Source organism: Peribacillus folii (assembly GCF_030271255.1).
In the GTDB taxonomy this organism is placed as follows: domain Bacteria; phylum Bacillota; class Bacilli; order Bacillales; family DSM-1321; genus Peribacillus.
Map to the genome: position 1 here is coordinate 135,029 of NZ_JASJOM010000003.1, position 19,022 is coordinate 154,050.

The window sequence follows — 19,022 nt, forward strand, 5'->3', positions numbered from 1 at the left end:
TAATATCACCCCTAATATATCTATTGTACATAATTTCTGTATTTGTTTCTAGTATGTTTGTGATATAATATGTAAGTTAATACTAGTGATACGTTATACACAAACTTTTTTAGGAGTGAATTTTTTGAAATTAAGAGAAAATATTCGTAATATAGCCATCATTGCCCACGTTGACCATGGTAAAACGACGTTAGTGGATCAGTTGCTTAAGCAATCTGGTACTTTCCGTGAGAACGAACATGTGGAAGAACGTGCGATGGACTCGAATGCGATTGAAAAGGAACGCGGAATCACGATTCTCGCGAAAAATACAGCAGTACAATACCAAGATACAAGGATTAACATTTTGGATACTCCAGGCCATGCCGACTTTGGCGGTGAAGTGGAACGGATCATGAAAATGGTTGACGGTGTTCTGCTTGTTGTTGACGCTTATGAAGGTTGCATGCCGCAAACGCGTTTTGTGTTGAAAAAAGCCTTGGAACAAAAAATCACGCCAATCGTTGTCGTGAACAAAATCGATAAAGATTCTGCGCGTCCAGATGAAGTGGTCGATGAAGTAATCGACTTATTCATCGAACTGGGAGCCGAAGAAGAACAATTGGAATTCCCTGTTGTCTTCACTTCTGGTATCGCTGGTACAGCAAGCATGGATTCAGATCCTGCCAAACAGGAAAAGGACATGACACCATTGTTCGAAACGATCGTTGAAACGATCCCTGCCCCAATTGATAACTCAGATGAACCGCTTCAATTCCAAGTGGCTTTACTTGACTATAATGATTATGTAGGCCGTATCGGTGTTGGCCGTGTTTTCCGCGGTAAAATGCATGTAGGTCAACAAGTTTCATTAATGAAACTTGATGGAAAGGTAAAACAATTCCGTGTAACGAAAATCTTTGGTTATATCGGCTTGAAGAAAGTTGAAATCCAAGAGGCCGTTGCTGGTGATTTGATTGCCGTTTCCGGTATGGAAGACATTAACGTAGGGGAAACGGTTTGCCCTACTGAACATCCCGATGCCCTGCCGATCCTTCGTATTGATGAGCCGACTTTACAAATGACTTTCCTAGTGAATAACAGCCCATTTGCAGGACGCGAAGGTAAATTCGTTACGGCGCGTAAAATCGAAGAACGCTTGAGAAGCCAATTGCAGACGGATGTCAGCTTAAGAGTAGAAAACACTGATTCTCCTGATGTCTGGATCGTGTCAGGCCGTGGAGAGCTTCACCTTTCGATCCTGATTGAAAACATGAGACGTGAAGGATACGAGCTGCAGGTTTCCAAACCGGAAGTTATCGTTCGCTTGATTGATGGCGTGCGTTGTGAGCCGGTAGAACGCGTTCAAATCGATGTACCAGAAGAACACACAGGCTCGATCATGGAATCGATGGGAGCACGTAAAGGTGAATTGTTGGATATGATCAATAGCGGAAGCGGTCAAGTCCGTTTGCTGTTCACGATTCCAGCGCGCGGATTGATTGGCTACTCAACGGAGTTCTTAACAATCACTCGCGGTTACGGTATCATGAACCATTCGTTCGACAGCTACCAACCAATGGCACAGGGTCAAGTCGGCGGAAGACGTCAAGGCGTGCTTGTATCCATGGAATCAGGAAAGACTACCCAATATGGTATCATGCAAGTAGAGGACCGCGGTGTGATTTTCGTTGAGCCAGGTACGGATATTTATGAAGGCATGATCGTCGGGGAACATAACCGTGATAGCGATTTGACAGTCAATATCGTGAAAGCGAAACAAATGACGAATATGCGTTCAGCGAATAAAGACCAAACTTCTTCCATGAAAAAACCAAGAATCATGTCTCTTGAAGAAGCGCTTGAATATTTAAACGATGATGAGTACTGCGAAGTGACTCCGGAGTCCATCCGCCTTCGTAAAAAGATTCTTGACAAAAATGAGCGTGAAAGAGCAGCTAAAAGGAAAAAAGTAGCCCTTGAAGAAAAATAAATAGCAAGAGGAGGAGTACAGATTGGATATCCAAGAGCGCTTATCATTTTTTGCAGCATTGTACAAAGTGGACGAAAACCCTGAAGCGGGAATGTGGTATTTATATTTAACGGTCTTTGGATTATGCATCCTTGTCTATCAGTTAGGATTTGCCAAAAAGTTACCTTTGCTAAAAAATGTGGTCATATATGCAGTAATGGCACTTGGATGTACCCTTCTTTCTTTCTTTGCTGTGTTTCTTCCAATGGGGGAAGCATTAGTCATCGCAGCATTTGTTCTGGGGATATATAGGATCCGCCTTCGCAACTCGAGGAAGGAAGAACGGGCATAAGATGATGAAATCATTACAGGATGCTTTATACAATTGGCTGACGATCAAAGTTGTCTGTGATGCAAGGCCCGAGGATACCGCGGCCAGGGATACTGAATCGTTTTTCAAGCAGTTGTTGAAAGATGATCATCGAGTGGTCATTGATTCGGTTTCACGTGCAGAGCCTTTTTACTTCGTCGAGTATACCTTGGATGAAGAAACAAAAAAGCAACGTTTCCCGATCGAATTGATTGATATCATGTTAGATCAAATTCAACTGGAACCAGAAAAGTATAAAAATATCAAGTAATGATAAAAAGAACCGTGCGAAAACTCGTACGGTTCTTTTTATATGGCTTTTGGGAGGGAAAGTGCATAAAACAGGTGCAGGCAGGCCCATACACTGAAGGCGCTAATATCAGAAGGAAGGGGAGTCCCCGCCTTGGACCATGCCGATAATGGAAAGTATAGGAGAACCGCTGGCGTGATCGTCAGGAATGCAAGTACGTATTCATTCCGGCCCCTGAAGTCTTTAAACGGAATGATAATATGAGCGTAACTGTAAGTAATCGCTATCGAGAGAAGCAAATGGAATAAGAACAGTGTTTTCTCGCCCCAGGGAAACGACCCGATTACGGGAAGGAAGTCCACCTCCAATAAAAGCGTGTATACTTTCATTCCAAAAAACATTTCCACCAACTTCATTGCCAATCCAAGCATGATCCCATTGATGATACCAATCACCATGGTTTTATAAATGCCTTTACCTTTACCACTCATCTTCTGTTTTGATCGTTCGGTAAAGCCTGAAGTTTCCCGTTGCTATCCGTTCATTCGTACGTTCTTCTATGCGTTGATTGCAAGCATTGCACATATAGGTATGTATAGGTCGGTTACGGAGCTTCTTTGCTTCTGGACTATCGTCAGGAATCGATTCAATTTTATCGCATATTACACATTTAACCTTCATATTATTTGAACCTCACTTCAATTTGAATATGCTCTTAAGTATACCAATATTTTAATGGTAAAACGAGGATAAAGTGCAGCGGTGACATGAACTTGAAAGGTTTTTTGAGTACAGCCATAAGCAAAAACCCGAAGTAGCACTTCGGGCCAGGGGGAACTATTCCATATGGTGGTTGGATTGATCATTTTGCTCCTTATTCAGCTCTTCTCTTTCCTGATTATCATCAAGCTTGTTCTTTTCCCTATCAATCGTTTTGGAGGGGGTCGGTTTCAATATATCACCCGGAACCTCAGGCATGACCCGGCTTGTGATGTCAGCCAGTTCATTTAGGATCCCTCTTACAGGTTTCCCATTTTTTATATCCTTCGCCACTTCCCGGATTCGTTCGTTTAAATCCGGATCAGCGACGATGATGGCACTTGCACCCTCAGGGTCATGCTTTAACGTTTCACCGACCGAATATTTAATCGACCCTACCTGGGAACGTTCAATATCCTGGTCAATATCTATCCCTACAATTGCATACTTGCCAAGAACGACTGCAGTGGCATCATTCACCTCAGGAATGGCTTTGGCCAAACCGGTAAGTCTTTTGGCCGTTTGCTGCCCGGTATCTCTGTCCGCCTCCTGGATGGTCGAGTTATTGACTTTCGTTATATGGTTTTTTTCATGATCTTCCGATGCTTGATCGTTATTATTCATTGAACAGCCCGCCATCAATAGCATGGCAGTGAGTGATAATATAATCTTTTGCAAAGTATGGCCCCCTTAATGTATTTCATTAGTTACAGCCTGTCCACACCGACTATTTCTGATGCATTTAAGCATGAAATTCAGCAGGCAATGTCATGTTCCATCTCAGGTGAAGGTATCTTTACAGGAAGTTTTCTTTATAGTCTGTAATTGTTCTTCTATCTTTATGCAAAGGAACATATATTTTATCAACAGTCTCGTCCGCTACATAACTGCTGAGTGTAGTTAATGGTAAGGCATATCCTAAAGAGCAGGCAGGAGGCGTCATATTGGGAAAAAAAATCTATGTTCTAGATACGAATGTCCTATTGCAGGATCCGTATTCGATTTACTCATTTGAAGATAATGAAGTGGTCATTCCTGCAGTCGTCTTGGAGGAATTGGATTCGAAAAAAAGGTATATGGATGAAATCGGGAGGAATGCCAGACAAGTTTCAAAGCTGATCGATAGCTTCCGCGAAAAAGGGAAGCTTCATCTTAGCATCCCGCTTCATAATGGAGGGAGTTTAAGAATTGAACTCAATCACCGTTCATTCCATGAGCTTCAAGAAATCTTTGTGGAGAAGACGAACGATAACAGAATATTGGCCGTTGCCAAAAACTTATCATTGGAAGAGGAAACGAAAGAAGATGGTAAAACCGTCATCCTTGTAAGCAAAGATACCCTTGTAAGGGTGAAAGCAGATGCGATCGGGCTTGAGGCAGAGGATTTCTTGAATGATCGCGTCGTTGAATTGGACCATATATATGCTGGGCATAAAGAAGTGTTCGTATCGATCGACAATCTGAATAAGTTTTACGAGAAAAGTTTTCTGCCGCTTCAGGAACTAACAAAAGATTCGTATTATCCCAACCAGTTCCTGCTAATGAGGGACACGCTAGGGAGTTCGGCTTCCGCGATCGGCATAGTCGATGAGAACGCCAGGTTCGTAAAGAAATTGGTCTATGAAGGAGAGCATATTTGGGGAATCAAGCCAAGGAACGTGCAGCAGACAATGGCCCTTGATTTGTTGCTTCGGTCCGATATACAGCTGGTGACGCTGATCGGGAAGGCGGGGACAGGGAAGACATTATTGGCATTGGCAACGGGCCTGATGCAGACGGAAGATTTATCCCAATATAAGAAACTTTTGGTTGCCAGGCCTATTGTGCCTGTCGGCAAAGATATTGGATATCTGCCTGGGGAAAAAGAAGAGAAGCTCCGGCCTTGGATGCAGCCCATTTTTGATAATCTGCAGTATTTGTTCAACACGAAAAAACCCGGTGAATTGGATGCCATTTTAGCAGGCATGAGTTCGATTGAAGTCGAGGCCCTGACGTATATAAGGGGGAGAAGCATTCCGGATCAATTCATCATTATCGACGAAGCGCAAAATTTAACGAAGCATGAGGTTAAGACAATATTGACGAGGGTAGGGGAAAGAAGCAAAATTGTGTTGATGGGGGATCCAGAGCAAATAGATCATCCTTATTTAGATGAATATAACAATGGCTTGACCTATGTGGTGGAAAAATTCAAGACGGAGCGCATTGCGGGACATGTAAAATTGATAAAAGGAGAAAGGTCCGGATTAGCCCAACTCGCCGCTACGTTATTATAAGGGAATCGGCAAGCGGGAATACCCCTTGCCGATTCCTTTTAAATATTTAAATCTCTATATTCCCTATCTTAAGGTGAAGGACCGTACATTCTTGATTGGATCATCGAGGTTTGTCGCATCTCCAAAATAAATCTCCAAAGGACCGCCCTCGGCTACTTTAAGCGGTTTTCCATTCTTGGAAAAACCAAGGAAAAATTGCAGGGCCGCTTCAAGCGGGAATGTAAGTTCTTTATCAGCGGTTGTAACGATGACTTCCGTTACCCCGTTTTTAGGTTCGGCATTTTTTAAAAAAGGCTCGAAGGGGATGCCGAAAGTCCCTTCCATCAATCTTTGCTTCTCGAATTTTCGTTCCGTTTTCAATGTAGGAGGCATGGTTGCTCCTTCTTGTATTTCTTTTTGCCAATGCTTGGAAGCAGCGATCGTATACTCTTCCAATTCATTGGTTTCTTCTCTTTCAGCGTGGAAGTATGTATCGATTTCAATTTTACGGTCATCAAAAATCCAGACACCGGGATCTAGCGTAATAGGATATTTCACCTTTCCATTAATAAACACGATGGGTTCCAAATATCTCATTCCTTTCTGTTGCACTTAAGTAATTATAATCAATTATAAATGAAATGTCACATCATCAAGGATGTCGGTTAAGATCGACGGCTGCCCATAGCTGACGCAGATGTGATTGTGGCAATCCAGCAGGAAATTGTTTGTCAATGTCCTTGCTTTTTCACAAAACTAAAGGTAGAATTTAAAGATAAGATATAATCGCTCTGAGCGGGGGGATTTAACATGGCATCTGATATGCTTGTCAATCATCGAGAAAAAGCTTATGCTTTATTAAAAGCAGATGCTGACAAGATTCTAAAACTGATAAAAGTTCAAATGGAGAATCTCACTATGCCTCAATGTCCTTTATATGAAGAGGTACTGGATACTCAAATGTTCGGTCTATCACGGGAAATCGATTTTGCCGTACGATTGGGCTTAATAGAGGATACGGAGGGTAAATCCCTTTTGGAAACACTTGAACAGGAATTGTCAGCTTTACATGAAGCATCATTGAAAAAATAATAGATAAAACATACTAACTCAAACAAATCTCGATGATTGTTTGAGTTTTTTATTTGTATACAACAATAGTCCATAGTGTTATACTATATTTAATAGTGACATACTAATTGGTGCGTTTAAAGCTCATATGGGGCTTTTTTTTACGGCCGTGAGAAATTATATCTAAGCATTCGTGTGCTATAAAATTTTCGAATGGCAGCTCTTGCGATATTTGACCAGGAAAAAAATCACGCCTAATTCCTTGTTTTTATATGCGAATATACATAATTTTTTATTTTTTTATTGTATTCAGTTTATTTTAGTATTATGGTTATATTAATTGATTCTCATTCCAACTGCTTATTAAAGATAATATATTATAATAGCTTAATATTCTGTTACTAAATGCTAGGGGTTATTTATCATTTGTGATAAGATACGTGAAAATAAAATCTAAAAATATATCGAAATAATTACAATGACGATTATATAGGCATTATCTGATCGTTCTCCCCCACATAGAGGGAATAACTTTGTGAATAAAAAGCGCTGTATCCATCACGCTTTTTTTCTATATATTCTATAAAAATACATATTGATTAGGGTGGTAGCAATGGGTAAACGTATAGAAAAGGTACTAGCGGCAAATCGTGGAGAAATTGCGATTCGGATTTTCAGGGCATGTACGGAATTGGATATTCATACAGTTGCAATCTATTCAAAGGAAGATTACGGTTCATATCATCGCTATAAAGCGGATGAAGCATATCTGGTCGGGGAAGGCAAAAAACCAATCGATGCATACTTGGATATTGAAGGCATCATTGCAATCGCCAAAATGAGCGGAGTGGACGCGATCCATCCTGGCTATGGTTTCCTGTCGGAAAACATCCAGTTTGCTAAACGCTGTGAAGAAGAGGGCATCATCTTCATTGGACCCGAATCGAGACATCTTGATATGTTTGGTGACAAAGTTAAAGCCAGAACACAGGCGGAGCTGGCAGATATACCGGTCATTCCTGGCAGTGACGGACCAGTGACCAGTGTTGAAGAAGTCAAGACATTTGGCGAACAATACGGTTTTCCGATTATAATAAAAGCATCTTTGGGCGGCGGCGGACGCGGCATGCGGATTGTCGGGAAGATCGAAGAAGTGGAAGAAGCATATGATCGCGCAAAATCAGAAGCGAAGGCAGCCTTTGGAAATGATGAAGTTTATGTAGAGAGATTCATCCAGAATCCAAAGCACATCGAGGTCCAAATCCTCGCTGATACGCATGGGAATATCGTCCATTTGTATGAACGTGACTGTTCGGTTCAAAGGCGGCATCAAAAAGTTGTCGAAGTGGCACCTTCTGTTTCCCTTTCCGATGAATTAAGGGAGCGAATTTGCGATGCAGCTGTCAAATTGGCGAAAAATGTTGATTATGTGAATGCCGGCACGGTCGAATTCCTTGTCGCCAATGGAGAATTTTATTTCATTGAGGTGAATCCAAGGGTTCAGGTTGAACATACGATCACGGAAATGATTACCGGTATAGATATCGTCCAATCGCAAATCATGATTGCCGAGGGACATGACCTTCATGGCAAAAAGATCGGGATTCCCGAACAAGCAGGGATAAAAACGCATGGATATGCCATCCAATCACGGGTAACGACCGAGGACCCCTTGAATAACTTCATGCCCGATACCGGGAAAATGATGGTATACCGTTCAGGTGGGGGCTTTGGGGTCCGTCTGGATGCCGGGAATGGATTCCAGGGAGCGGTGATCACACCTTATTACGATTCCCTTCTTGTTAAACTTTCGACACATGCGCTTTCATTCGAGCAAGCAGCCTCTAAAATGATTCGTAATCTTAAGGAGTTCAGGATCCGCGGAATTAAAACGAATATTCCCTTCCTTGAAAATGTTGTAAAACATGAAAAATTCATGACTGGCGAATACGATACATCCTTCATTGATTCGACTCCGGAGCTGTTCAGCTTTCCGGTCAGGAAAGACCGCGGGACAAAAATGCTTTCGTATATCGGAAATGTGACCGTAAATGGTTTCCCGGGCGTTGAGAAAAAGAAAAAGCCGGTTTTCGATCCAGCACCGATTCCCAATGTTGCCGGTTTGCCGCTGATTTCGGGTACAAAAAACATCCTTGAACAAAAAGGCGCAGATGGCCTCGTTAACTGGATTAAAGAGCAAAATGAGGTATTGATTACTGATACGACGTTCCGGGATGCGCATCAATCCTTGCTGGCGACGAGAGTCAGGTCCAAAGACATCCTTGATATCGCGGAGCCTACATCCAAACTACTGCCTGAATTGTTTTCAATGGAAATGTGGGGCGGGGCAACATTCGATGTAGCTTATCGATTCCTGAAAGAAGATCCATGGGACAGACTGTTAAGCTTCAGGAAAAAAGCGCCGAATGTCCTTTTGCAGATGCTATTGAGGGCTTCGAATGCAGTCGGTTATAAGAACTACCCTGATAATGTCATTCGTGAATTCGTGGAAAAATCCGCGGATGCAGGGATCGATGTTTTCCGGATTTTCGATAGCTTAAATTGGGTCAAAGGTATGGAAGTGGCGATAGATGCCGTCCGTGAATCAGGTAAAATTGCGGAAGCGGCGATTTGTTATACCGGCGACTTGAATGACCCATCGCGCAGTAAATACAATATCGAATATTATAAAAACATGGCAAGGGAATTGGAACTTGCTGGTGCCCATATCCTGGCAATCAAGGACATGGCCGGTCTCCTGAAACCGGATGCTGCCTACCGCCTTGTATCGGAATTGAAGGCAACGACATCCCTGCCAATTCACCTGCACACTCATGATACAAGCGGAAACGGGATATACATGTATGCAAAAGCGATTGAAGCGGGCGTGGATATCGTCGATACGGCAATTGGTTCTTTAGCTGGCCTGACATCACAGCCAAGTGTTCAAACCCTTCATTATGCACTGGAAGGATCAAGCAGACAGCCTAAACTGGAAGTGGATGCTCTAGAGCGTTTAGGGGATTACTGGGGTGAAGTGAGGAAGTACTATCATGATTTCGAAAGCGGCATGAATGCCCCTCATACAGAAGTTTACAAACATGAAATGCCCGGAGGCCAGTACAGTAACCTGCAGCAACAGGCTAAAGCTGTGGGACTTGGAGAACGCTGGCATGAAGTGAAAGAGATGTATCAGCGTGTGAATGCAATGTTCGGTGATATCGTCAAGGTTACACCATCTTCCAAAGTGGTAGGGGACATGGCCTTATTCATGGTGCAAAATAACCTATCGGAAGAAGATGTCCTGACGAAAGGCAAATCGATTGATTTCCCTGATTCGGTTATCGAGTTATTCGAGGGCTACTTGGGTCAGCCGGCTGGAGGATTTCCGAAGGAGCTTCAGGAAGTTATCCTGAAAGGGAAGAAACCTATAACGGTAAGACCTGGAGAATTATTGGAAGAAGTGGACTTCGGCGCCCTGAAAGAAGAGCTATTCAAGGAATTGGGAAGAGCTGTCACTGATCAGGACGTGCTGGCATATGCCTTATATCCAAAAGTGTTCTTAGATTATAATAAAACCATCGAGCTGTTTGGCGATGTTTCCAATCTTGATACCGCGACTTTCTTATATGGGATGCGGTTAGGGGAAGAAATCGAAGTCGAAATTGAAAAGGGAAAAACGCTTATCGTTAAATTGGTTTCCATTGGCCAACCATTGGCTGACGGGACACGGGTTGTGTATTTCGAATTGAACGGCCAATCTCGTGAAGTGGTCATCAAGGATGAGAATATAAAATCGTCCGTCATTTCAAAAATGAAGGCTGATCCAAAAAATAAAGAACAAATCGGTGCGACGATGCCAGGTACGGTAATTCGTGCCGTCGTAGAAAAAGGCGATCAAGTCAAGCAAGGGGATCACCTGATCATTACGGAAGCGATGAAAATGGAAACGACCGTCCAGGCTCCATTCTCTGGAACGGTTAAAGATATCTATGTAAAAGATGGAGAAGCGATCAGCACAGGGGATTTATTGATAGAAATAACCAAGTAATATCGCTTGCTCAGGTGTTGTGGGCGGTGGGGGTATATATGGGTATGCTTGGGCTTTCAAGCTGCCCTACACCCCTTCGTATACAACGTACGGTCATCTACAAACGTAAGTTAACTATGAAATTACCAATCTTTTTAATATTGATTGGTGGTTTATGCAGCAGACACTCTCGTGAAGGGTGCCTGCATTTTTTTTATCGTTAGAATCCGCATCACTATTGGCCCGGTCGGATACTCACTAAAGACCAAGTACCATAAAATAAGCGAAGGAGGGGAATGCTTTCATATTCCCCTCCTTCGCTTGTCTCTCACTATAGTAAATTATTAATTGAACAATCAGATATTAACGAACAGGTAGCGTTGGCGTCAGCTCATGATCATTCTGACCATTGACTGTGTGTGCGGAGGTCCCTTCCAATTTGGCGATGGCATTTTTTTTGCTTCTGGAAGTCAGCAGCATCAAATAGCTCATTACACCAAAAAAGCAAGCGATGAACAAGGCATGTGATAATGCGATGTAAAGGTTCTGCCTTGAGAAAATAATGAATGCACCTGCAGTAACCTGCAGAAAGACGAGAATGAATGCCGCGATCCATCCGCCGTAAATCACTTTTTGGTTTTTGTAATATTTATGTGCAATATACGTCACATAAGATACCCAAAGGAATATCATGCCTGCAAGTGCGCGGTGCCCCATTTGCACCCATTCATATAGGTTTGAAGGGAGCGCCGGGCTGTCATTAACACATAAAGGCCAATCCTTACAGATGAGGCTGGATTCTGTATGCCTTACAAGGGCGCCCGTATATACGACGATTAGACTGAAAATCAATATGCCGATGATATGGAACTTCATACGATTATCAACGATGAGTTTTTCAGCTTCGAACTTCTTGTCTACTTCAAAAATCAGCAGCGTCAATAAAAAAACGGCTGCGAAGGAAATCAGCGAGATGCCAAAATGAAGGGCGAGAACAAAATCGGATTGCGACCATAGGACGGCTGCGGCCCCTATCAACCCTTGCAATAACAGGAAGCCAAATGAAAGGACGGATAAAAATCGCGCTTCACGAATATGGCCAATTTCCCGCCATGACCTATACGATAATAATAATACCAAGAAACCTCCTGCACCTGAAACGAGTCGATGGGAAAGCTCAATGACCAATTCAAGCGTGATTTTATCAGGAATCAGTTGTCCATTGCACAATGGCCAGGACCTGCCGCATCCCATTCCGGAATCCGTCTTGGTGACCAGAGCTCCGCCCAGTAAGATGAATAGCATTACAATCGTAGTTAAAACAGCAAACCATTTAAGAGACGATTTCACTAGTAGCCCCACCTTTTTCTCTGTAGCCAAGTATTTTGTTTCATAATATTAATAATAGCATATGTTATTTCACAAATATTCGTAGAACTTCCTCGATATTACACAAAATAGAATGATTTTACAAGTTCGGATAATATTATATGACGGCAATTAAAATGCCTCAAATAGTTGAAAGTTACATAAGACTTTGATAGAAATAAAGGGAGTGTAAACCTTCAAGTAGGTGCAAAATAGAGATAGAGCCTAGGGGATGATGATAAGGACGTACAATTCGGATATTAAAGGAAAATTTGGCAGTGTTTTCGGCTGCAGTGAAAGTTATCGAGACACAAATTGGTCAAAAAATATCCGAAAATTTTTCACAAAAGCTTCCAAAAATGTGTTTTAATATATTGGAGAAATGATTTTACTAAATTTTACTGTTTGGAAACATGATATAAGAATAATAGCTCTCGATGCATTCCATTGACTACAGTCACTTGGTAAATAATTTACTTTTTGTTTTACGCTTCCTTGGTTACAAATGTCGAAAAGTATGAAATAATGTTCCTATAGCATATGCAAGTATTTTTTTTGCATTTGCGTCTGTGTTGAATGATTTAAAGGAGGAAAACAAATGTCAGAAACAAGGGGTTTGTCAGAAGCTGTCATGAAGGACAGTAAAGCCGCCCTTCAATCGGATATACCGGAAACAACAGCTTGGAAGGACTTTCTCGCTCTTATTAAAGTGGGGATTGTCAATTCAAATATCATAACAGCCTTTACCGGCGTATGGTTAGCCCTTCATTTTTCGGGCCTAAGCTTTTTAACTAATCTTGACGTAGTATTTTATACACTTGCCGGATCCGCGCTCATCATGGCGGGATCGTGCAGTTTCAATAATTATTATGACCGGGATATAGACCATTTAATGGAAAGAACGAAGAACCGGCCGACGGTAACCGGAAAAGTCCAGCCTTCAAAGGTTTTGGCGTTAAGCTTCGGCTTGATTGCTGCAGGGTTGATTTTACTTGCCTTGACCAATATGACAACGGCTTTGCTTGGTGCATTCGGCGTCTTCGCATATGTTGTTTTATATACAATGGTCTTCAAACGTAGATTCGTTTCGAATACGATCATTGGCAGCATATCCGGAGCGATGCCTCCGCTTATTGGCTGGGCTGCCGTCAATCCGAGCCTGGATATGATCGCTTGGGTGTTGTTTGCAATCATGTTCCTCTGGCAGCCGCCCCATTTTTATGCACTTGCAATGAGGCGGGTCGAAGAATACCGTGCAGCCGGTGTTCCGATGCTACCGGTCGTAAAAGGGTTCAAGGCAGCCAAACGATCCATCATGCTATGGATCATCTGTTTAATGTTCATTCCTTTCTTCCTGATTCCATTAGGAACTCCATTGGTGATCTTGGCCGCTTTATTAAGTACAGGCTGGCTTATTTTGGGAATCAATGGGTATAGAAAGAAAGACGACGTTAAATGGGCCACATCTATGTTTGTCTATTCTTTAAATTATATGACCATTTTATTTGTAGCGATGGTTATTGTCACACTCATCTAATTTCATTAAAGAAGCTGCAGCCTGTTCATTGTGCAGGCTGCAGCTTACCTATAAATAATGCATAACCGCCATACATACATATTAAAGTAATATCTTTTCACCACGGTCTTTCATAATAGCGGTTACATGAACCATCTAAAAAAATCCTTACACTAGGGATTCTTTCTTTTTAGAAATTGACATAGAGAGAATATTCGCAATTGCGCCCATTTTTATTTTTGTGAGAAAATTTTGACGAAAGAGGGGGTTTCTGAAGCTATGAAAAAAAGGCTGCACAAATGGCGCCTGTTTGCTCTGCTGGGTATTGTAGGGCTTGTCCTTTCGGGCTGCGGCGAACCATATCTATCCGCACTGAGGCCAGCTGGCGATGTTGCGCAATCTCAGTTCGACTTACTGATATTGAGTACACTAATCATGGTTTTGGTTATTATTGTCGTGATTGTTTTGTTCGTTGTAGTTTTACTGCGCTTCCGTCGGAAGAAAGGCGATGAATCAGTACCGAAGCAAATTGAAGGAAGTCATAAACTCGAAATTATCTGGACTGTCATTCCTATTCTTCTTTTAATTGTTTTGGCTGTACCGACCGTCGTCACAACTTTTGACCTCGCTGATACAAAAGCGATGGATAAGAAAGGCAAGGACGGCAAAACGAAGGATGCACTTGTGGTGAATGTCAGGGCGAACTTATACTGGTGGGAGTTTGAATATCCAGACCTGGGCATTGTAACAAGCCAGGATTTGGTGGTGCCAACCGATCAAAAAGTATATTTCAATCTGACTGCTTCAGATGTAAAGCATTCATTCTGGATACCGGCTGCCGGTGGAAAGATGGATACGAATACGGATGGAGTCAATAAGTTTTACTTAGAATTCGATAGTAAAAAGGCGGAAGATTCGAACAACTTATTTTACGGGAAATGCGCCGAGCTTTGCGGTCCTTCCCATGCCTTGATGGATTTTAAGGTTGTTCCGAAATCAAAAAGCGACTTTGATGCATGGGCAAAGGATATGAAATCCGTAAAAGAGCCTGTCGTTGCAGGTGATGCTGCCAAGCAGGGAGTAGCTGTGTTCAACAAAAGCTGCATTGGCTGCCATGCAGTGACGCCAAATGATAGCAGACCTGAAGCTGCCCGACAGGCTCCCAATCTGGCTACTTTCGGCGAACGTCAGAAAATTGCCGGGGTTTTGGATCACACGGAAGCAAATGTGAAGAATTGGATCAAAGATCCTGAGAAGTATAAACCGGGCAACACGATGACCGGTACTTACGGCGAACTTTCAGATTCAGATATAGATGCGCTTGCAGCTTATCTCTTACAGCTCAAGGTGGAAGAAAAATAGAAGTTTGACTAAGGAGGTTAAATCGTGAGTACGTACGCTAATAAAAAAGGATTTGGCGCTACGATATGGGATTATTTGACGACGGTGGATCATAAGAAAATCGCCATTTTATATCTTATTTCTGGCGGGTTATTCTTTGTAATCGGCGGTTTGGAAGCGATGTTTATCCGTATCCAGCTGGCAATCCCAAATAATGATTTCGTGAGTGCCGGTTTTTATAATGAAATCTTGACCATGCACGGTACAACCATGATATTCCTGGCGGCGATGCCCTTGGTATTCGCTGTAATGAATGCGGTCGTACCGTTACAGATAGGGGCCCGCGATGTCGCGTTCCCATTTTTGAACTCTTTAGGATTCTGGTTATTCTTCTTCGGGGGGGTCTTTTTGAACCTTTCCTGGTTTTTGGGAGGGGCTCCTGATGCAGGCTGGACGTCATATGCGTCGCTATCCCTGCACTCTGCTGGGCATGGCGTGGATTTTTATGTCCTCGGATTACAAATATCAGGTTTTGGAACACTAATGGCAGGGATCAATTTCCTTGTAACGATCATAAATATGCGTGCTCCAGGCATGACATATATGCGCATGCCGCTGTTTACCTGGTCGACTTTCGTCGTTTCTGCATTGATTTTGTTCGCTTTTCCTCCGCTTACAGTAGGATTGGTGCTAATGATGTTCGATCGAATGTTCGGTGCAAACTTTTTCGATGTTGCAGCAGGGGGGAATACCATCATATGGGAGCATTTATTCTGGATATTCGGTCACCCTGAAGTGTATATCCTGATTCTACCTGCGTTCGGGATTTTTTCGGAAATTTTTGCTACATTTTCCAGGAAAAGATTGTTCGGTTACTCTTCGATGGTATTTGCAACCGTTTTAATCGGTTTCTTAGGTTTCATGGTTTGGGCTCACCATATGTTCACCACTGGTTTGGGACCTATCGCAAATGCGATCTTTGCAGTGGCTACCATGGCCATCGCCGTACCAACAGGAATCAAGATCTTCAACTGGATCTTTACAATGTGGGGCGGAAGCGTCAAGTTTACGGTACCGATGCTTTATGCAGTCGCCTTTATCCCTACTTTCACAATGGGTGGCGTGACAGGCATCATGCTCGCATCAGCGCCGGCGGATTATCAGTATCATGATAGCTATTTCGTTGTTGCCCATTTCCATTATGTCATTGTCGGTGGGGTTGTATTGGGTTTACTAGCAGGAATCAATTTTTATTGGCCGAAAATGTTTGGAACGATATTAAATGAGAAATTGGGACAGATCACATTTTGGACGTTCTTGATTGGTTTCCATTTAACCTTCTTCATTCAGCATTTCCTAGGTCTGATGGGGATGCCTCGACGCGTATTCACGTTCATGGATAATCAAGGCCTCAATACTGGTAATATGATCAGTACTGTGGGAGCCTTCTTAATGGCCTTTGGCGTTTTGGTCATGGTGATCAACATCATCATCACATCCGTGAAAAATGAAAAAGTCGGTAACGATCCATGGGGAGATGGCCGTACGCTTGAATGGGCCATTCCATCACCGCCGCCATTTTATAATTTCAAGCAACTGCCGCTTGTTCGCGGTTTAGATGCTTACTGGGTTGAAAAGATGGAAGGTAAAAAGGAAATGACCCCTGCAGAACCCTTAGGGGATATCCATATGCCGAATTCGTCCTTCCTGCCCGTTACGATTGCTTTCGGTTTATTCGTAGCCGCATTCGGCGCCCTTTATCATATGGATGACAAGTCTTGGACATTGCCCATTATCATTCTCGGGCTTTTGATCACATTTGGATCGATGTTAATCCGTTCCATTAAAGATGATCATGGATACCATATCCATAAAGAAGACCTGATGGACGATACTGACAAGGGAGGTAAGGCATAATGCACGCAGATGAAAAATTCACGGATGCCACTTGGCCTGCTTCTCCCGAGAAAGCAACTTTGGAAGGGAAAAATAAGTATTTGGGTTTCTGGTTGTTTCTTGGCGGAGAGACAGTCTTGTTCGCCTCACTATTTGCCACTTACCTTGCCTTAAAGGATAAAGTGCCGAACGGTGAAGCGGCCTTGGCAAAAGATTTATTTGAATTGCCACTGACATTTGTTGCGACGATGCTATTATTGACAAGTTCATTGACAAGCGTGTATGCGATGTACCATATGAAAAATAACCATTTCAAACAAATGCAGGCATGGCTTGTTATCACAATCGCGCTTGGCTTCGGCTTCCTGGGGCTTGAGATTTATGAATTCAATCACTATGTTCATAAATTTCATCATACATTTACAAGCAGTGCTTTCGGATCCGCTTTTTATACACTAGTCGGATTTCACGGAGGGCATGTTGCGTTCGGATTGATGTGGTTCATCTCCCTAATGGTACGTAATGCCAGAAGGGGACTGAACTTGTACAATGCCCCTAAGTTTTATATTGCGAGTCTATATTGGCATTTCATTGATGTAGTTTGGGTGTTTATCTTTACAGTCGTTTACTTAATGGGAATGGTGGGATAACTGATGGCGAATGAACAATCAAATTCAGCGAACCCGAATGTAGATTTAAAATATCGCCGCAAGAAAAATGCCGAAGAGATGAAGCAACAAGTGATTACATTTGTCATGATGATTTTCTTTACAGTCATTTCATTCGTTGCAGTAGCAATGGAGGATTTTTCACATTGGTTCATCAAACCGGTCATATTATTGCTGGCAGTCATTCAGGTGATTTTCCAATTGTATTACTTCATGCATATGAAGCATAAAGGCCATGGTACGATAGCCTTGTTCTTGTTCTCCGGACTTGCAGTGGGGTTAATAACCGTGCTCACTTTCTTGACGATCGTTTGGTTATAAACCTTAAAGGAAATCGGCTATTGAAGGATAGCCGGTTTTTCTTTTTGTACCAATGATCCAAGTTTATCTATATTTGTTACTAAGTTTCATTTTAGGTATAATGGAGCAAGGGAAAAGTTGAGGAACGAGGTGGTTTTTTGTCTATTGATATTTTCGGATTTCGTGCTTTATGGAGTCCTTATTATTTTTGTGCACTCGTACTAATAACGGCAGGTTATTTTTGGATCCTGACAAAAAAAAGGGGACAGGTTTCGGGCGGGACATCGCTTTCCGGACGGCAAATCACGTATTTTTTATTGGCTATGATCCTTCTTTATATCGTGAAAGGCTCGCCGCTTGATTTACTGAGCCATATCATGTTCAGCGCCCATATGTTTCAAATGGCTCTGCTTTATCTTGTGATTCCCCCTTTATTCATCATTGCGATCCCAGCATGGCTGTGGAGATCTTTCATCAATTCAAGGGGGGTGCGTGGTTTCTTTCACTTCTTGACCAAACCTCTTTTTGCGCTTTTACTATTCAATGTCCTGTTCTCGTTATATCATATTCCGTTAGTATTCGACTTCATTAAGACGGGAATGTGGATACATGCAGGGTACACGGTACTTTTATTCACGACTGCCATTTTGATGTGGTTCCCGCTTGTCAATCAGCTGGCAGAGCACGAAAGCCTGTCAGGTGTAAAAAAGGTGGCATATATTTTCGGGAGTGGAATTTTGATGACGCCGGCTTGCGCCTTGATCATTTTTGCTAATGCACCGCTGTATGATACGTTTACGAACGCGGAATCCTGGGCGAGCGCGATGGAGCTTTGCGTACCTGCATCAGCATTGGCCAACTTAACGCTCAGCGGTCCGGAAATGTTCAATGGCTTGCCCTTGCTCGAGGATCAACAGCTCGGCGGGGTTTTAATGAAGGTGATTCAAGAGATTGTGTTAGGCTATGTTTTAGGTGTCATTTTCTTTGCTTGGTTTAAAAAAGAGAATGGCGGGCAAAATGATATCGATCCGATCCCTGCAAATTTTCAGACTGTCAAATAGCTGATTCATGTAAAACTTGCCTGGGGGAGGCAAGTTTTTTATCTGTTTCCGTCCGAACCGGTTCTGGTAATGTGGGTGGACAAGGTGAGCCTAAATAGCCAGTGATTTGTCTCGGCTTTTCTGTAAAAGTGAGCATTCTGTTAATAATGCTTGATTTTATTGAATTTTATGATTGCCTCTTATAAA

At 42.6% G+C, this 19,022-nt stretch carries 17 protein-coding genes; 12 read left to right on the plus strand and 5 right to left on the minus strand.

Annotation, left to right across the window (positions count from 1 at the left end; genetic code table 11):
- The first annotated feature begins 124 nt into the window (after positions 1-124).
- The 3 genes from typA to QNI08_RS05730 are packed head-to-tail and all read left to right on the plus strand — an operon-like array spanning position 125 to position 2,592.
- Positions 125-1,972, plus strand: a complete 1,848-nt coding sequence (typA, locus tag QNI08_RS05720) for a translational GTPase TypA (protein WP_285766472.1) — start codon at positions 125-127, stop codon at positions 1,970-1,972.
- A gap of 22 nt (positions 1,973-1,994) precedes the next feature.
- Entirely contained in the window at positions 1,995-2,303 is a 309-nt protein-coding gene (locus QNI08_RS05725) for a YlaH-like family protein (protein ID WP_285766473.1), read from the plus strand.
- 4 nt (positions 2,304-2,307) lie between these two features.
- On the plus strand, positions 2,308-2,592 hold the full coding sequence (locus tag QNI08_RS05730; protein WP_285766739.1) for a hypothetical protein: 285 nt from the start codon (positions 2,308-2,310) through the stop codon (positions 2,590-2,592).
- A 38-nt stretch (positions 2,593-2,630) separates the two neighbouring features.
- Here QNI08_RS05730 and QNI08_RS05735 read toward each other — a convergent pair whose 3' ends face one another.
- From QNI08_RS05735 to QNI08_RS05745, 3 genes are all read right to left on the minus strand, one after another.
- Positions 2,631-3,062, minus strand: coding sequence for a hypothetical protein (locus QNI08_RS05735; RefSeq protein WP_285766474.1), 432 nt, complete (start codon positions 3,060-3,062; stop codon positions 2,631-2,633).
- Positions 3,052-3,252, minus strand: a complete 201-nt coding sequence (locus QNI08_RS05740; RefSeq protein ID WP_285766475.1) for a YlaI family protein — start codon at positions 3,250-3,252, stop codon at positions 3,052-3,054. The genes QNI08_RS05735 and QNI08_RS05740 overlap by 11 nt, the downstream gene beginning before the upstream one ends.
- 156 nt (positions 3,253-3,408) lie before the next feature.
- On the minus strand, positions 3,409-4,008 hold the full coding sequence (locus QNI08_RS05745; protein WP_285766476.1) for a YhcN/YlaJ family sporulation lipoprotein: 600 nt from the start codon (positions 4,006-4,008) through the stop codon (positions 3,409-3,411).
- 266 nt (positions 4,009-4,274) lie between these two features.
- Here QNI08_RS05745 and QNI08_RS05750 point away from each other — a divergent pair, with 266 nt between their 5' ends.
- On the plus strand, positions 4,275-5,606 hold the full coding sequence (locus QNI08_RS05750; RefSeq protein ID WP_285766477.1) for a PhoH family protein: 1,332 nt from the start codon (positions 4,275-4,277) through the stop codon (positions 5,604-5,606).
- Between the two features lie 63 nt (positions 5,607-5,669).
- Here the strand turns inward: QNI08_RS05750 and QNI08_RS05755 are convergent, their stop codons facing one another.
- A complete protein-coding gene (locus QNI08_RS05755) occupies positions 5,670-6,173 on the minus strand; it encodes a peptidyl-prolyl cis-trans isomerase (RefSeq protein ID WP_285766478.1) in 504 nt (167 codons plus the stop codon).
- Positions 6,174-6,395: 222 nt separating this feature from the next.
- Between QNI08_RS05755 and QNI08_RS05760 the strand changes: the two genes are divergently transcribed.
- Positions 6,396-6,677, plus strand: a complete 282-nt coding sequence (locus QNI08_RS05760) for an Fpa/YlaN family protein (RefSeq protein ID WP_285766479.1) — start codon at positions 6,396-6,398, stop codon at positions 6,675-6,677.
- Positions 6,678-7,269: 592 nt separating this feature from the next.
- The gene (gene pyc / locus QNI08_RS05765) at positions 7,270-10,707 is read left to right on the plus strand and encodes a pyruvate carboxylase (protein WP_285766480.1); all 3,438 of its coding nucleotides are present in this window, start codon (positions 7,270-7,272) and stop codon (positions 10,705-10,707) included.
- A 342-nt stretch (positions 10,708-11,049) separates the two neighbouring features.
- Here the strand turns inward: pyc and QNI08_RS05770 are convergent, their stop codons facing one another.
- Positions 11,050-12,036 (minus strand): COX15/CtaA family protein, encoded by a 987-nt coding sequence (locus tag QNI08_RS05770; protein ID WP_285766481.1) that lies wholly within the window; start codon positions 12,034-12,036, stop codon positions 11,050-11,052.
- Between the two features lie 616 nt (positions 12,037-12,652).
- Here QNI08_RS05770 and cyoE point away from each other — a divergent pair.
- From cyoE to ctaG, 6 genes are all read left to right on the plus strand, one after another.
- Entirely contained in the window at positions 12,653-13,591 is a 939-nt protein-coding gene (gene cyoE, locus QNI08_RS05775) for a heme o synthase (RefSeq protein WP_285766482.1), read from the plus strand.
- Between the two features lie 258 nt (positions 13,592-13,849).
- Positions 13,850-14,932 carry a cytochrome c oxidase subunit II gene (gene coxB / locus QNI08_RS05780; protein WP_285766483.1) on the plus strand — a complete coding sequence of 361 codons (1,083 nt, stop codon included), beginning with the start codon at positions 13,850-13,852 and terminating at the stop codon, positions 14,930-14,932.
- 24 nt (positions 14,933-14,956) lie between these two features.
- Entirely contained in the window at positions 14,957-16,828 is a 1,872-nt protein-coding gene (gene ctaD / locus QNI08_RS05785) for a cytochrome c oxidase subunit I (RefSeq protein ID WP_285766484.1), read from the plus strand.
- Positions 16,828-17,457 carry a cytochrome (ubi)quinol oxidase subunit III gene (locus QNI08_RS05790; RefSeq protein WP_285766485.1) on the plus strand — a complete coding sequence of 210 codons (630 nt, stop codon included), beginning with the start codon at positions 16,828-16,830 and terminating at the stop codon, positions 17,455-17,457. Before ctaD ends, QNI08_RS05790 begins: the two co-directional genes overlap by 1 nt.
- 3 nt (positions 17,458-17,460) lie before the next feature.
- A complete protein-coding gene (ctaF, locus tag QNI08_RS05795) occupies positions 17,461-17,796 on the plus strand; it encodes a cytochrome c oxidase subunit IVB (RefSeq protein ID WP_285766486.1) in 336 nt (111 codons plus the stop codon).
- A gap of 137 nt (positions 17,797-17,933) precedes the next feature.
- Positions 17,934-18,836, plus strand: coding sequence for a cytochrome c oxidase assembly factor CtaG (ctaG, locus tag QNI08_RS05800; RefSeq protein ID WP_285766487.1), 903 nt, complete (start codon positions 17,934-17,936; stop codon positions 18,834-18,836).
- The last annotated feature ends 186 nt before the right edge of the window (positions 18,837-19,022 follow it).